The following is a 14,450-nucleotide window of genomic DNA, read 5'->3' as shown; positions in this document are numbered from 1 at the left end:
TGCAGGATCGCCGTCGCAAGCGAACGGGACGTTGCCGATTGTCTACGAGGCGGTGAACCTTGTACTCGGAGCCGCTCCGGAGTCGCTCGGAGGGCTTCCGGCGGCTGCCGTATCGGCGGCGAGCATCGCGCCGTAGGCTCCAGCCCACACACCCAGCGCCGCCGTGCGGATCTCCGGCAGGCGGTGGAAGGTGGCCGCACGGCCAGCCGCCTCCACGGCAGGATGAACGGTCCACCGGGGGGACCGGGCGAGCCCACCTCCGACGACGATCACCCCCGGGTCCAGCAGTGCGCTCGCCTGCAGGATCGCCCGCGCGAGACCATCGGTCGCCCGGGCGAGCACAGCCTGGGCGGCCCTATCCCCGGCCTCGGCTGCCATGACGACGTCCCTCGCCGTGGCCGTACTGCTCGCCGGAGCCTGTGCGCCGGCCCGCTCCTGCTCCCAACGTCGCCCGAGCTGGCCGCCGCCGATGAGCGTCTCCAGGCACCCGACCTGCCCGCAGGAACACGTGTGCGGTGCGCCGACCGCCACGTGACCGATCTCGCCCGCACCCCCGTGGGCACCGGCGCGGACCTCCCCATCGACCACGTGCGCGCCCGCCACACCGGTGCCGAGCGCGATCACGAAGACGTCGCGTGCGTCGCGGCCGGCGCCGAGTGTGGCCTCGGCGATCGCCATCGCGGTCCCGTCCTGCACCGCCACCCCGGGGATCCCGACCTGTTCGGCCAGCCCGGCCGCCGGCGCGAGGCCGTCCAACCAGGGCATGTTCGTGCTCCGGCCGACCACCCCGGTGCCAGGGTCCAGCGTGCCGGCGATGGTCAGGCCGAACCGGCTCACGGACCGATCGGTGGTCACCTCTCGCACGGCGTCGGCGAGCGCCGCCAGGCGCCCGGTCGGCACGCTGCGACGGTCGAGCACCTCCTGCGTCCCGGAGTCCACGAGCAACAACTTCGTGCGGGTACCGCCGTAGTCGATGCCCAGCAGTGCGCTCACCGGCTGCCTCGTTCCGCGCCGCTCCCGGCCACCTCGGCCCGGAGCCGTGGTGCGGTCTCGAAATCGTCGAAGGGGAACATCGGCCGCTCGATCCGCTCATGGGCAAGCCGGGCGATGTCCTGATCCACCGGGCCCGGTGTCAGCGCCAGTGTCCACCCCTGGGCCACCTCGTGCAGTGTGGGCTCCAGATAGCCGATCTTGGTGATGATCAGATCCGCCTCACCGGGATCCAGCCCGAGCCGGGCGAAGTCGTCGGTGGCGTGAAATGCCTTGCGGAACTCGGTGACGATCGCGTGCACCCCACCGGCGCGGATCACCGCCACCCGTCCCGCCACGGGGTCGGTGTACAAGCCGTGCAGGATGCCGCGCACCCGCACCGGTCCGCTGACCCGGTCGTCCACCCGGGCTCCCACTGTCACGTCGACGGCGTCCCCCACCTGGCGTTGGCACAGCTCACCGATCGCGTCGGCGTCGAAGACGGAGGCCACGTAGGTGAGGGGAAGGTCGTGCGCGGGGCGAGGGACGCCGTCGTGGGATCCCACGAGATCAGCTCGCTCGAGCACCCGGGTGAGGGTCCAGGTAACGTCCCCGGACCCACCGGCACCGGGGTTGTCGCCGGAGTCGCTGATCAGGTATGGCCGCGCGCGGCCGGCGGCCCGGTGCGCCAGCGCGGCATCGATCGCCTCGTCCAGGCTCCCCGTGGGGCCGACGAACTCGAACTCCTCGCGCACGTCCCACAGCGCCTCGGCGAGTTCCTCGGCCGACGCCGCCACCATGGCCTCGTCATCCCCCGTCACGATCACCGACGCGTGGCAGCGTGGCTCGTCCGCCCAGGCATACCCGATCCAGATCGAGGCGTCGGTCACGCCCGCACGTCCGGTCACCGCGGGGATACGGCCGTACAGGCTGCGGGCAGGTTCGACCCGGGTGGAGGTCTGCTCGCCGGCCAACAGGATCGGCACCCGAACCCAGGCACGTACCGGGCGGTCGTCCCGACCGATCCACGCCAGCAGGTCCCGCGCCGACCGCTCGCGGGTCTCCCAGGCGTCCTCGTGGGGGGCCATCCGGAAACAGGTGGGCAGGTCCACCTCGTGGAAGAACCGCTCTGAGATGTTCCCATGCAGGTCCATCGGGGCAGCGATCAACGGCTCCGGCCCGACGGCGTCCCTCACCGCCGCCACCAGGTCACCTTCGGCATCGGTCATCCCGACCACGCTCATCGCCCCGTGGATATCGAGGTACACCGCGTCCAGCGGCCCCTCGGCCACGACCTCCCGCAGCCCCGCCACGATCCGGTCCCGCAGGTCCTCGTAGACACCGGCGAGCACCTGCCCGCCGGGGATCGCCTTGGTGACGAGCACGCCGATCCAGGTTGCGCCCTCCCGTAGCTCGCTGCCCGGGGCGAGGAAGGGATACCGGTCGAGCACCGCCGTGCCTTCCAGGACCGGGAAGTCCCGGTAGCCGGCCCGGTGAGCCGCATAGGCGCTGGACTCGATGCCGATCCCGGCGATCGCGATCCGGGGGCGACGGCCCGCCTGAGGCGGGTGGTTCATGGTGTGTCCTCTCATCGGCCCTGTCGTCATCGGCCGGCGATCCCGGCGGTCGCGATGCCCTTCACCAGGTGCTTCTGCAGCACGATCACCAGGATCGCGGTCGGGATCATGGAGATGATCGAGGCCGCCATCTGCAGATCCCAGCGGGTACCGAACTGTCCCGAGAAGGTGGCCAGGCCGATCGGCAGTGTGCCCAGGTAGCCGTAGTCGTTGACCACGATCAACGGCCACAGATAACTGTTCCAGAAGCTGATGAACGTGAACACCGTCAGCACCGCCACCGCGGACCGGGCCAGCGGCAGGATGATGGAACCGAACGTGCGCAGCGGACCGGCACCGTCCACGCGTGCGGCTTCCTCCAGCTCGTAGGGAATCCCACGGAAGAACTGCCGCATCAGGAACGTCCCGAAGGCGGTGAAGGCGAACGGCAGGATCAGCGCCTGCGGGGTGTTCACCCACCCCAGCCACTGCATCAGCTGGAACATCGGCACCACGAGCACTTCCTGCGGCACCATCAGCGTCACCAGGAACAGCACGAAGACCACATCCCGGCCACGCCAGCGCAGTCGCCCGAACGCATAGCCGGCGGTGGTGGAGACGATGTTGACCACGATCGTGCCGGCGATGGCCACGAAGAAGGAGTTGCCGATATAGGTCCAGAACGGCCCGAACCGGAACACCTCCACGAAGTTGCCCCACCGCACTTCGTCTCCCACCAGCGTGGGCGGTACCGCGAAGATCTGGTCATTGGGCTTGAGCGCCGAGAACAGGGCGTAGATCAGCGGCACGGCGAAGATCACGGCGGCCAGCACCACGCAGACGTAGGCGACCACCACACCGGCGGTGACCGGCTGCTTCTCCTTGCGCGGGGGAACCACGCCTGCAGGTGCCACCTGCTGCTCGCCCGGGCGGGCTGCGGCGTCGGCGATCACATCAGACCTCATAGTGGACCCACCTCTTCTGCGCGGAGAACTGCAGCGCCGTCAGGCCGATGATGATCGCGAAGAGGATCCAGGCGGCCGCGGCGGCCAGGCCCATCTGCTGGAAGGTGAAGGCCTGGTCGTAGATGAACATCACGATCGGGATGGTGGCGTTGCCGGGGCCACCGCCGGTGAGCAGCTGCGGCTGGGCGAAGACCTGCATCGAGGTGATCATCGTCATCACCGTGGTGAAGAAGATCGCCGGGCTCAGCAGCGGCAGGGTGATCCGGGAGAACATCCGCCACCCCTTCGCGCCGTCGATGCGAGCGGCCTCCAACACCGGTTCGGGGAGCTGCTCCAGCGCCGCACAGAAGATCAGCATGTTGTAGCCCATGCCCTGCCAGACGGACATGACCACCACCATCACCATCGCCCATTGCGGGTGGCTGAGGAAGCTGGGCAGCTCGATCCCGAACATCGAGGTGGACAGCCCGTTGAACAGCCCGTTCGGCTGCAGCAGCATCTTCCACACCAGCACGTTGGCCACCATCGGGGTGACCACCGGGATGAAGAACAACACCCGGAACACCGCCCGGCCCTTGATGCGGGGGCTGAGCAGCAGCGCCAAAGTCAGCGATACTGCGAGGTTCATCGGCACGAACAGCAGTGTGAAGATCGCCGAGTTGCGCAACGACGGCCAGAAATCCGGGTGGCGGGTGAACAGGTCGACATAGTTGCCGCCGCCCACGAAGGTCCGGTCCCCCCACGCGGGCCAGTCATAGAGGCTCATCACGATCGAGAGGATCACCGGGGCGATCGTGAACACGGTCAGGCCCGCCAGGGCCGGGGAGATGAACCCCAGCGCCTGGCGGGACTCGATCCGTCGCAGCCTGCTCTGTCCGCGCCTGAGCGGCGCTGCAGATGCTCCGGTCGCTGTCATCAGATCAGTCGCCGAACTGGCTCTGCGTCTGCTCGAGCACGTCGGTCATCGTCGACTGACCGGTGTAGACGGTCACCAGGTTCGGCTGGATCGACTCGTTGACCTGGGCCCAGTCGTCGGTGGAGCGCTGCCCCTCCAGGCCGGTGAAGACGGCCTCGAACGCGGCCTGCACCTCGTCCTGCACACCCTCGTCGAGGGACTCGAAGTACAGCGGCTGGGAACTGATGCGCGCCGGGTAGCTGCGACCCGAGGAGGCGATCTGGTCCTGCGCCGCTTCACCCACGAGCGAGCCGAGCACCTGCAGCGCCGCCTCCGGGTTCTCGCAGTCGGCGGAGATGCCATAGCCCGAGCCGAGCACCAGACCCAGGCGCTCACCGTCGACGGAGGGAATGTCGACCATGCCGGCGGCGAAGCCGGCTTCGTTGTTCAGGTAGCTGGAAGCGTTCCAGGTGCCGTCCACCGCCATCGCGACGTTGCCTGCCTGGTACTCCTGCTCACCCCAGCCGGTGTCGGAGGCCGAGGGCGGGAGTGACCCGTGACCGTCGGCGGCGATCGAGGCGTACCACTCGGAGGCCTCGAGGAAGGCGGGGTTGGTCAGGTCCAGCGCGCCGGACTCGTCGACCGGCTGCACGCCGGCGTGGGCGATCGGCAGGGCCATCCACTGGAATTCGCCCATACCCATGCCGAAGGCGGTGCCGTCGGTACCGAGTCCGTCCAGCGCGGCGTCGAAGTCCTCGAACGTCCAGCCGGCTGCCGGCTCGGGAACGCCCGCGTCGGCGAACATGTCCTTGTTGTAGTAGACGAGCATCGCTGCCACGTCGTAGGGGATGCCGTAGAGCTCGCCGTCGTAGCTCATGATGTCCAGCGATCCCTCGGTGAAGTCGGCCGGGTCGATCCCGGCGGTCGCCAGCTCCTCCTCGCCGAGCGGCATGAACGCCTCGTGGTAGCCGGAGAGGCGCTGGCCGTTCATCGAGGTCACGCACGCCACGTTGCCGGAGGCGAGGTTGGTGGTCAGCTTGGTGAAGTAGTCGTTCCACGGGGCGTGCTGGAGGGAGATGTCCAGGTCGGGGTTCTCCTCCTGGGCGATCGCGAGCTGCGCCTCGAGCGCTTCGATGTCGGACTCGCTGCCGGCCCACATGTCCCAGGTGATCGAGGCGCCGCTGCCAGTGTCATCGCCATCGCCGTCGCTTCCGCTGCCACTTCCCGACTGCGTCCCGCAGGCGCCGAGGGCGAGTGCCGCACCGGCAGCGGTCATCGCTGCCAGAGATCTGGTGATCTTCATCGTTCGTCCAATCTCGTTGTGGATGGTTTCTCGTGGTGGGTCAGTCCTCACGCGTCCGGCGCGAGGAAGAGCTCGATGACGGGAATGGCCACGTCGGGCCGCGTCGTCGGCAGGTGAAGGGTGAGGGTGCCCGGTGCCTGGCCGCCCGGTTCGGTGTTCCACGCCTGCTGATCAGGGTCGATCTGGCTGGCGCGCACCTGGGAGCCGTCGTGCAGGAACCGCGCGAAGCTCACCTTGTCGGCGAGGTCAGCGAGGTGCACATGACCGAACGGCCAGGTGAGCAGGTGCAGGTAGAGGCGATCGCCACGGCGGGTGAGCACGGTGCCCGACGGCGCCTGGTAGCCGGCGGCACCGGCCCCGATCACGGACCGCTCGTGCAGGCGCATCCACTCCCCGAGTGCCTGCAACGAGACCTGGTCACGTGGCGGGATCCCACCGCGCCCGTCAGGTCCGATGTTCAGCAGCAGGTTGCCGTTCTTGGAGACGGTGTCGACCAGCATCCGCAGCAGCAGATCGGGGGACTTGATGTCGAGGTTGTCGCGGTCGTATCCCCAGGATCCGTTCAGGGTCTGGCAGGCCTCCCACATGACCTCCTCGCCGTCGCGCGTCATGGGCTCATCGGGCTGGTACTGCTCGGGGGTGACCACATCACCGGGGATCCACAGCCGGTCGTTGACGATGATGTCCGGCTGCAGCTCACGGGTCAGCGCGAGGAGCCCCTCGGAGTCCCAGTCCTGCGGGCCCTTGCCGGCCCATCCGTCGCGATCGTCGACGTAGGTGAAGTCGTAGAAGAGGTAGTCGATACGGCCGTAGTTGGTCAGCAGCTCCCGCACCTGGCCGTGCAGGTACTCGCGGTAGCGGGCCATGTCTCGGCCCTCGTTGAGCTCGCGGGCGTCGGGCCGGTCGCGCAGCGGGTGGTGGTAGTCGATGGTGAAGTCGGGGTGGTGCCAGTCGATGAGGGAGTAGTAGATGCCTACCTTCAGGCCCTCGGCCCGAAATGCCTTCACATACTCGGCCACGATGTCCCGCCCGAAGGTGGCCTTCGAGCTGTAGTCAGTCAGAGCCGAGTCGTACATGGCGAAGCCCTCGTGATGCTTCGCTGTCAGGACGGCGTAACGCATGCCGGCCGCCTTCGCCGCCTTGGCCGTGGCGACAGCATCGAACAGGTCGGGGTCGAAGAACTGCGCGTTCTTCTCGTACTCCTCGGGTGAGGTGCGTTCGTGGGTCATGACCCACTCGTGACGGCCGAGCAGGCTGTACAGGCCGAAGTGGATGAACAGACCGAATCGGTCGTGGGTGAACCAGTCGTGCGCGGTGACCATCGTGCGGGATGCTCCTTTGCCCGGGTGGGGAGTACGTCAGAACTTCACGTACTTCATACGCTAGACATCCGATGTTCTTCCTGTCCATGCATGAAGTGTCACAACAAAGTTACGTTTATTTCGCACGAAGTCCGTAGGAAGTCGCTACGCTGGTCCTATGTCTCGACGGAAGAGCACCACTGCCGCCCAGGACGAGATCTTGATGCTGATCGGATCCGGCCGGGCTCGATCGCGACGCGAGCTCGCGGAGGCGCTCGACCTCTCACCCTCAACCGTCTCCCAGCACGTCCAGGCGCTCCTGACGGAGGGGCACCTGGTCGAAGGGCCGGCCGGGGAGTCCAGCGGTGGCCGCCGCCCCCGGGAACTGCGCCTGACCGACCGGGACGAGTACCTCGGCGCGATCGACCTCGGCGGCGGGCACGCCCGGATCGGACTGGTGCGCCGTGGCGCCGGGATCGTGGCGACCACCGAGATCCCCGTTGATCTGACCGAGGGGGCACCGGCTGTGATCGACGCAGTCGCCGCCGGGCTGACGACACTCGCCACCGGACCGGCCGTCGACGGGCAGCTCGTCGGTGCCGGGATCTCGCTACCTGGACCGGTCGACGTGACCCGCCGTACGGTCGAGAGTCCGTCCCGGATGCCCGGCTGGCAGGGTCATGACATCGGAGGTCTGCTCGAGCAGGCGACCGGAGTGCCGGTCGTCGTGGAGAACGATGCGAACGCGATGGCCCTCGGAGAACACTTCGCTCGCACCGAACGAGTCGAGCACTCCGTCACCGTGAAGGCGGGCACCGCGATCGGAGCGGGCATCGTGGTGCACGGATCGGTCTACCACGGCGCCGGCGGGGTGGCCGGAGACATCACCCACACGCGGGTCAGCGCCGCGGGTGAGACGCCGTGCTCGTGCGGCAATCACGGCTGCCTGGAGACGGTCGCCTCCGGGTCTGCGCTGGTGCGGTTGCTGCGTGAACAGGGCTATGACGTGACGACGACGGCAGACGTTCTCGACCGCGTGCGCGACGCCGACCCCGTCGCCACCACCCTCGCCCGGACCGCCGGTCGGCAGCTCGGTGAGGTGCTGTGCGCCGTCGTGAACTTCTTCAACCCGGGGGCGGTCTACCTGGGCGGAGCGCTGGCGACGCTGGAGCCGTTCGTCTCCGCGATCCGCAGCCAGCTCTACGCCGGGTCGCACCCGATGATGACCCGGTCACTGGTGATCGAACCGGCGCGCCTGGGTGCCGATGCCACCCTCACCGGTGTGGTGCGAATGCTCGACGAGTCGTTGTTCCGCCTCGGGCGCTGAGCATCCTCACCTCAGAGCCGGGTCATCGATCGTCACGACGGCCGATCGCGCCCGTGTCAAAGCCGATCGCAGCACCACCAGACGTGGGTCGGGCAAGTCGTACAGCTCCCGCCGGGGCAGGTCGGCCATGAGGGTCGCGGGACTGCCGGCTCGGGAACTGCCAGCTCGGGAATTGCCAGGACCCGCACCTGCGCCGGGCAGCTCGGCGAGCACCGCCGAGGCCAGCGCCTTGTCCCCGCCCAGCACGAGACCGCCCAGCACGAGACCGTTCAGCGCGAGACCACCCGAACTGACATCGCCCTGCCCGGGGTCGTCCCGCCACTGCCCCACCAGCTCCTCAACCACGCCCGCCACATGCACGACCAGCGCATCCGCCTGGTTGCCGCGCCGCCGCGCGAACCGCTGCTGGGACCACCCACCTGCCGCGGTGCGCGACTGCACGTACCGCCGCCCGGTGCGGTGCCGGACGAGCCGGTCACCCTGGCTCAGGCCGACCGCCCATCCGCCACGGCGGATCAGCACGAACGCACAGGCCGGCGGCCCCGCAGCCCAGTCGGCCAGGGAATCCCAGCCGATCAGGCCGGTGGGCGATGGCTCCGGCCTGATCCCGGGCCAGGCGGTGACCTCCGCCCAGGCGCCGTCCGGGGTGTCCAGCCGGACGCCGTCGGCGGTGACCTGCGCGGTGGCCCCCGGGTGCCGCGCGGCGAACCGCGCCATCCAGCCGGGCAGCCGCGCCGCACCGATCTCCAGGCGGCGGCTCACCCGACACCTGCCCGACGGCGGGTGGTCCGGTTCGCGTGCACGCTCCAGCGTGGCACCCAGCGCCACAGCGCCAGCACGGCGAGCAACCCGATCCCGCCGGTGGCCGCGATCCCCGCGGCGAGGGAACCGAGAGCGGCACCGGCAGAGACGACGAGCGGGCCGGTGGCCATCCCGGCGTCGGAGTAAAGCCGCCAGACGCCGAGGAACTGTGGGCGGCCGTGCTCGGGGGCGGTATCGGCCGCCAACGTCATCAGCACACCTGAGCCGATCCCGTTACCCAGCCCCAGCAGCACGGCGACGATCCCCACGGTCACGAGTGCGTCGGTCAACGGCAGGAACAGCATCGCGATCCCGGTGACGAGCATCGAGGGGATCGCGATCCACAGCCGGCCCATCCGGTCCATGATCTTGCCGGCCGGGTAGAACAGCAGCATGTCGACGGCTCCGGCAATTCCGAAGATCATGCTGGTGACGGCCGGGGAGTAACCGAGGCTCTCCGTCCACAGCGGCAGTACAGTCTGCCGGGCTCCGCGCATGGCGCCCACGAGCACGACGGCGACCCCGAGAGTGAGGAAGATGGCACGCTGATCACGCAGCACAGACCAGGTGGAGGCCCGGGGGCGGTCAGGGGTGTGGTGGCGCGGCGTCTCGTGCGGGGCGCCGCGCCAGACCACGAGTGCGGACAGCAGCGAGGTGCCGGCAGCGAGCCAGTAGGAGGGCGCCGGGTCGGGGCGTCCCAGTACGAGTGCGGCACCGAGGAACGGGCCGACGAAGATCCCGATCCGGCCTACACCGCCGAGCGAGGACAGTGCGCGGGCACGCTGCATCGGCGGGATGACCTCGGTCAGATAGGCCTGCCGGGCGAGCCCGTACACGGCGGCGGTACCTCCGGCGACGAGCACGCCGGCGCCGAGCACCACGAGGTTCGGCGCGAGGGCACACGCGGCCAGGGCGACCATCGCCACCGCGGAGGAGCCGATCATCGTGGCACGTTCACCGAAGCGGGACGTGACCGCGCCGGCGGGCAGGTCGGCGAGGATGTGACCGACCGGGATGAGAGCCGCAAGCAGGGCGGCGGTCGCGCCATCGGCTCCGAGTGCGGTGGCACTGACGACGACCATGGGCGTCATCGCACCGATACCGACACTGAAGAGCAGGGCCGGCAGATACACCCCGCGGATCAGCGGGCGCAGCGCCTGGCCCTCGGCGGTGGAGGAACGAGGAGTGGCTGACGGTGACCGGCCCGGAACACCAGACCGGTCACCGCGAGCCGGAGGTTCAGATGACTTCTTCGTCTGCCCCGTTCCCTCCACCCTGGATCGTGAATCCGCCGGCCGTGACCGGTGCATCAGAATTAAGTGTGGTCGCCCCGGCTGCGACGGGTGCTGCAAGCAGCAGACCGATACCCGTCACGACAGCTGCGATCGTGCGACGTGCCCTCGAGTTGCCCTTCATGGGTCCATCCTCTCGTCACGGCACCGACTCCCGAACGCCGATGCCCGAGTTCCCAGCGTAGCGAGGGTTTGGCCGGTTGGTCAGGTGGAGAATTCAGGAGCCGCTCGGCGAGGCCGTCTCATCCGCGATTTCCTGGGCGGCCTCAGTCTCCTGGGTGGCCTCACTCTCCTGAGCACCCCCGGACTCCTGAGACGCCTCGGGCTCCGGGGCGGCCTCGGGCTCCGGGGTGGCCCCGGAGACGTCCGTGCTCTCCACCACGTCGATACCGTGCTCGTTGACGACGAGGTCACTCTGGGACCACTCGTGTCCCTGCGGCGTCACATCCGTCTCGGAGTGCGCCCCGCATCCGTGGTCGAGGGAGACGACCTTGCCGTCGTCGGGCGACCACTCGTTGGCGCACACCCCGAAGAGCTGGCCGAGCGAGCCTGCCAGAGGCACGACGAAGCCGCATGCCGCACAGGACTTCCCGGCGACGCGCGCGCCGCTGGATTCCGGACCCTGAGAGCCGTGGTACCAGCGGGTGGCCGCAGCATCGAGTGCCTTGGCGTTCATCACCCGGTCGCGCCCCAGTCCCAGTTCGACGATGGCGAGCCGGTCCAGCTCGGGCTCGCCGGTGGCGACGTATCCGCGCTCGAGCCGCTCGTCATCGGCCACATGCGGGAGCCGGTCGGTCGGGCCGAGGTCACCGGGGGCAAGACGCTCCGACCATGGCAACCACGCGGGCGCGAGGAGGGAGCCGTCGCCGGGCAACAGCCCGCTCTCGCACACGGTCGCGGTACGCGAACGAGGCGCTCGCGAGACCGAGACGTACCAACGCCAACCGAGGTAGCCGGGCATCGTGGCCGCGAACCAGTGGATCCCGAGCCGCTCGGACTCGAGTTCGAACCCGAGGTGCTCCCCCACACCGTCGGTGGTGGAGCTCAGCGCCTCCCGCGCGACCTCGACCGCGCCTTCGAGCACGGCGTCCTTGGTGGAGCGTCGGCTCGAGGGCGCCTTTCCGGTGAAGGTGACGGTGCTCATGAGGTGCCTTCCATCGGCGGGTGCGGACTCGTCGCGCGAGTCAGGGTCATGCGTCGAACTCGTCGGCAACGGCTCGCAGCAGCTTCGCCAGACGTGCCGAGTCCGCCGAGTCCGGGTACCGCCCGGAGCGCAGCCGGCCGCCGGCCTTGTCGAGCCACTTGATCAGGTCCTCCACGATGGGTGCCATCTCGTCGGCGGGGCGCCGCTTGGCGCGCACCACCGACGGGACCGGGTCCAGCAGGGTCACCGACAGCGCCTGCGGGCCGCGGCGGCCGTCGGCGACACTGAACTCGACACGGCTGCCCTTGCGAGGCGCAGTGACGTCGGTGGGCAGCGCCGAGGCGTGCAGGAAGACTTCGCCGCCGTCATCGGCGGCGATGAAGCCGAAACCACGGTCGGCGTCGAAGTACTTGACCTTGCCGGTGGGCACGAGAATGTCCTGACTCTTGACGGGATCGAACGAACGGGCGCGCCCTGGGCGCACCCGTACACCGAGTTTACCGGCCGGGAGCGGGCCTGGGCGACCTGATTGAGACGGGTCCTGATCCGCCCGGCACTCCGTGGGTCCGTAGACTGGGCAGGATGTCCACCGGTGTGTCTTCCGCGCCCGATCTCGCCGAGGTCCTGCGTTCCTGGGACGACGCCCGGATCGCCTCACTGCTGCGCCACCGGCCGGACCTGGCCTCCCCGCCGCCAACGTCGATCACGGCGCTCGCGAGCCGGGCGACGGCGCGTGGTTCGCTCGCACGGGCCCTGGGCACGCTCGACTCCCCGACCTGCGTGGTTGCCGAGGCGCTCGTGCTGCTGCAGCCCGGCTGCACGTCCGAGGCGGTCTCGTCCGCCGTCGGGGCCGAGGCTGCGCCGTATCTCACCATCCTCACCGAACTCGCCCTGGTGGTCTCCGACGGCGGAACCTTCCGTCCCGTACCCGGGCTCGCTGAGGCCGTGGGCTCCCACCCGCTCGGGTTGGGTCCGCCGCTGGGTGAACTGTCGGTGCGGGCGGATGCGGGCTGGCCGACCACGGCACACGCTCTGACCGAGACGATGGCCCGCGCACCGGACGGCGCTCGGCGGATGCTGGAGGCCCTCACCTGGGGGCCACCGGTGGGCACCGTGGCCCACGACATCCCGGCGGCGGCCCGGTGGCTGCTCGATCATCATGTGCTCGTCCGCCGCTCAGGCACGGAACTGGTACTCCCACGCGAGGTCGGGATCGCCGCCCGGGGCGGCCGGCTGGTTCGCGGGCTGCAGGGGGCTCCCCCGCTGGCCGAGGCGCCCACCCGGGGTGAGGAGACCGTGGCCGCGGAGTCGGTGCGCGCCGCCGAGACCCTGCTCGGTCAGATCGACAAGGCGCTGACGGCCTGGGGCCAGGAGCCGCCACGGGTGCTGCGAGCCGGCGGGGTCGGGGTACGCGAGCTGCGGCAGCTGGCGAGCCGGATCAGTGCGACGTCGGAGCGCGCGGTGCTGGCGGTGGAGCTCGCCACCATGCTTGGACTGGTCGGGCGTATCCACGACGACGACGGGACTGCCTGGGCACCGACCGTGGCGGCCGAGGAATGGGCCGGTGAGGAGATCGGCGAGCGGTGGGCGGATCTGGTGCTCGGCTGGATCGGGTGGCGGCGTACCCCCTGGTTGGCGGGTACGCGCGATGACCGCGGGACGCTACGGTCGGCGCTCGGCCCGGCACTGGAGCGTCACTGGGCGCCGGTGTTGCGCCGTCGGGTGCTGGCCGCGGTGGCGGCATGGCCGCCCGGAAGTGCGCCGGAGGTGAGCGCCGTACGCGAACGGCTCTCCTGGTTCAGTGCACGTTCGGTTCCGCCCGAGACTGCCGTGACGGCGGTGCTCGCCGAGGCTGGTGCGCTCGGGCTGACAGGGGCGGGGGCGGTCACCGAAGCCGGCCGCGCTCTCCTCGCGGCGTACGGGGATGAAGCGGAACGGCCCAGCCCCGCCGACTACCAGGATGAGCGCGCCCAGGTGCGCGAAAGGTTGGCGCAATCGTTCACCGCTCAGCTACCCCCCGCCGTCGAGGATCTGATTCTGCAGGGAGATCTGACCGGGATCGTCCCGGGGCGGCCGGGACGGGCACTGGCGGAGCTGCTAGCCGATGCGGCGGAAGTGGAGAGCCACGGTGCCGCGGTGACGGTTCGGTTCACCGCTGGCAGCATCCGGCGGGCGCTGGAAAGGGGCGACACGGCACAGGAGTTGCTGGAACGGCTGCGCGGCGTGGCCCGGCAGGTGCCGCAACCGCTGGAGTATCTGGTGCATGACACGGCACGCACGCACGGGCAGGTGCGGGTGGGTGCGGCACGGTCCTACGTACGGGTGGACGAGGCGACCGCCGCCCGGCTACTGGGGGCGCCGATGCTCGCTGGCCTGGGGTTGCGGGCGATCGCTCCGACGGTGCTGATTGCCCGCGCCGAACCGGGTGAACTGGTGGCGGCGCTGCGGGATGCGGGCGCGAACCCGGTGCTGGAGGCCGCCGACGGCACGGTGGTGGCGGTGCCGGTGAGCCGGGCGCGAGCGCCACACCCGGCGGTGGACCCGGACTCCCAGGACGCAGCGGACGGGCCGGACGCCACGGATCTGGATGAGACCGTGCGGCACATGCGCACCGGGGAGGAGCGAGCCCGGCGGCTGCTCGCCGACCGCGGGACGGACGTTCCGGAGCCGCCACAGGTGCTGGAGGCGCTGCGGGTGGCGGCACGCTCCGGCACCGAGGTGGAGCTCGTGATGGCGGGACCGCGTGGGGGGACGGAGTCGCGCACAGTGCAGCCGCTGACCGTGGACGGCGGATGGGTGCGGGTGCGGGACGTGCGGCGTGATGCCGAGATCACCGTGGCGCCGCACCGGATCGTGGCGGTGCGGCCCGTGTGAGGGTCGCGCAGAGGTGAGAGAAT

General features: G+C 70.0%; 12 protein-coding genes. 2 read left to right on the top strand and 10 right to left on the bottom strand.

What is annotated here, in order from left to right; genetic code table 11:
• Positions 1-42: 42 nt before the first annotated feature.
• Genes IM660_RS04240 through IM660_RS04215 form a run of 6 tightly spaced genes read right to left on the bottom strand, consistent with a single transcriptional unit; the run spans position 43 to position 7,010 of the window.
• Positions 43-993, bottom strand: coding sequence for an ROK family protein (locus tag IM660_RS04240; protein ID WP_193498165.1), 951 nt, complete (start codon positions 991-993; stop codon positions 43-45).
• A complete protein-coding gene (locus tag IM660_RS04235) occupies positions 990-2,546 on the bottom strand; it encodes a M81 family metallopeptidase (protein WP_193498164.1) in 1,557 nt (518 codons plus the stop codon). The genes IM660_RS04240 and IM660_RS04235 overlap by 4 nt, the downstream gene beginning before the upstream one ends.
• Before the next feature lie 26 nt (positions 2,547-2,572).
• The gene (locus IM660_RS04230; protein ID WP_193498163.1) at positions 2,573-3,490 is read right to left on the bottom strand and encodes a carbohydrate ABC transporter permease; all 918 of its coding nucleotides are present in this window, start codon (positions 3,488-3,490) and stop codon (positions 2,573-2,575) included.
• Positions 3,480-4,406, bottom strand: a complete 927-nt coding sequence (locus IM660_RS04225; protein ID WP_159621265.1) for a carbohydrate ABC transporter permease — start codon at positions 4,404-4,406, stop codon at positions 3,480-3,482. Before IM660_RS04225 ends, IM660_RS04230 begins: the two co-directional genes overlap by 11 nt.
• A 4-nt stretch (positions 4,407-4,410) precedes the next feature.
• Complete coding sequence (locus tag IM660_RS04220; RefSeq protein WP_246465136.1) at positions 4,411-5,688, bottom strand: ABC transporter substrate-binding protein; 1,278 nt, start codon at positions 5,686-5,688, stop codon at positions 4,411-4,413.
• Positions 5,689-5,735: 47 nt separating this feature from the next.
• On the bottom strand, positions 5,736-7,010 hold the full coding sequence (locus IM660_RS04215; RefSeq protein WP_193498162.1) for an alpha-L-fucosidase: 1,275 nt from the start codon (positions 7,008-7,010) through the stop codon (positions 5,736-5,738).
• A gap of 157 nt (positions 7,011-7,167) precedes the next feature.
• Between IM660_RS04215 and IM660_RS04210 the strand changes: the two genes are divergently transcribed.
• A complete protein-coding gene (locus IM660_RS04210; protein ID WP_193498161.1) occupies positions 7,168-8,316 on the top strand; it encodes an ROK family transcriptional regulator in 1,149 nt (382 codons plus the stop codon).
• A gap of 6 nt (positions 8,317-8,322) precedes the next feature.
• On the opposite strand, the gene IM660_RS04205 is transcribed toward IM660_RS04210, so the two are convergent.
• The 4 genes from IM660_RS04205 to IM660_RS04190 all read right to left on the bottom strand — a co-directional run bounded on the left by IM660_RS04205 (position 8,323) and on the right by IM660_RS04190 (position 11,983).
• On the bottom strand, positions 8,323-9,078 hold the full coding sequence (locus IM660_RS04205) for an acVLRF1 family peptidyl-tRNA hydrolase (protein ID WP_193498160.1): 756 nt from the start codon (positions 9,076-9,078) through the stop codon (positions 8,323-8,325).
• The gene (locus tag IM660_RS04200) at positions 9,075-10,427 is read right to left on the bottom strand and encodes an MFS transporter (RefSeq protein ID WP_193498159.1); all 1,353 of its coding nucleotides are present in this window, start codon (positions 10,425-10,427) and stop codon (positions 9,075-9,077) included. The genes IM660_RS04205 and IM660_RS04200 overlap by 4 nt, the downstream gene beginning before the upstream one ends.
• A gap of 199 nt (positions 10,428-10,626) precedes the next feature.
• Positions 10,627-11,553 (bottom strand): DUF3027 domain-containing protein, encoded by a 927-nt coding sequence (locus IM660_RS04195; protein ID WP_193498158.1) that lies wholly within the window; start codon positions 11,551-11,553, stop codon positions 10,627-10,629.
• A gap of 46 nt (positions 11,554-11,599) precedes the next feature.
• Positions 11,600-11,983: a cold-shock protein gene (locus tag IM660_RS04190; RefSeq protein WP_159621259.1), complete on the bottom strand. Its 384-nt coding sequence runs from the start codon at positions 11,981-11,983 to the stop codon at positions 11,600-11,602.
• A gap of 152 nt (positions 11,984-12,135) precedes the next feature.
• Between IM660_RS04190 and IM660_RS04185 the strand changes: the two genes are divergently transcribed.
• Positions 12,136-14,427: a helicase-associated domain-containing protein gene (locus IM660_RS04185; protein WP_193498157.1), complete on the top strand. Its 2,292-nt coding sequence runs from the start codon at positions 12,136-12,138 to the stop codon at positions 14,425-14,427.
• Positions 14,428-14,450: the final 23 nt, after the last annotated feature.

This window comes from Ruania alkalisoli (genome assembly GCF_014960965.1).
Taxonomy (GTDB): Bacteria; Actinomycetota; Actinomycetes; order Actinomycetales; family Beutenbergiaceae; genus Ruania; species Ruania alkalisoli.
This window is presented reverse-complemented; position numbering and strand designations above follow the sequence as displayed.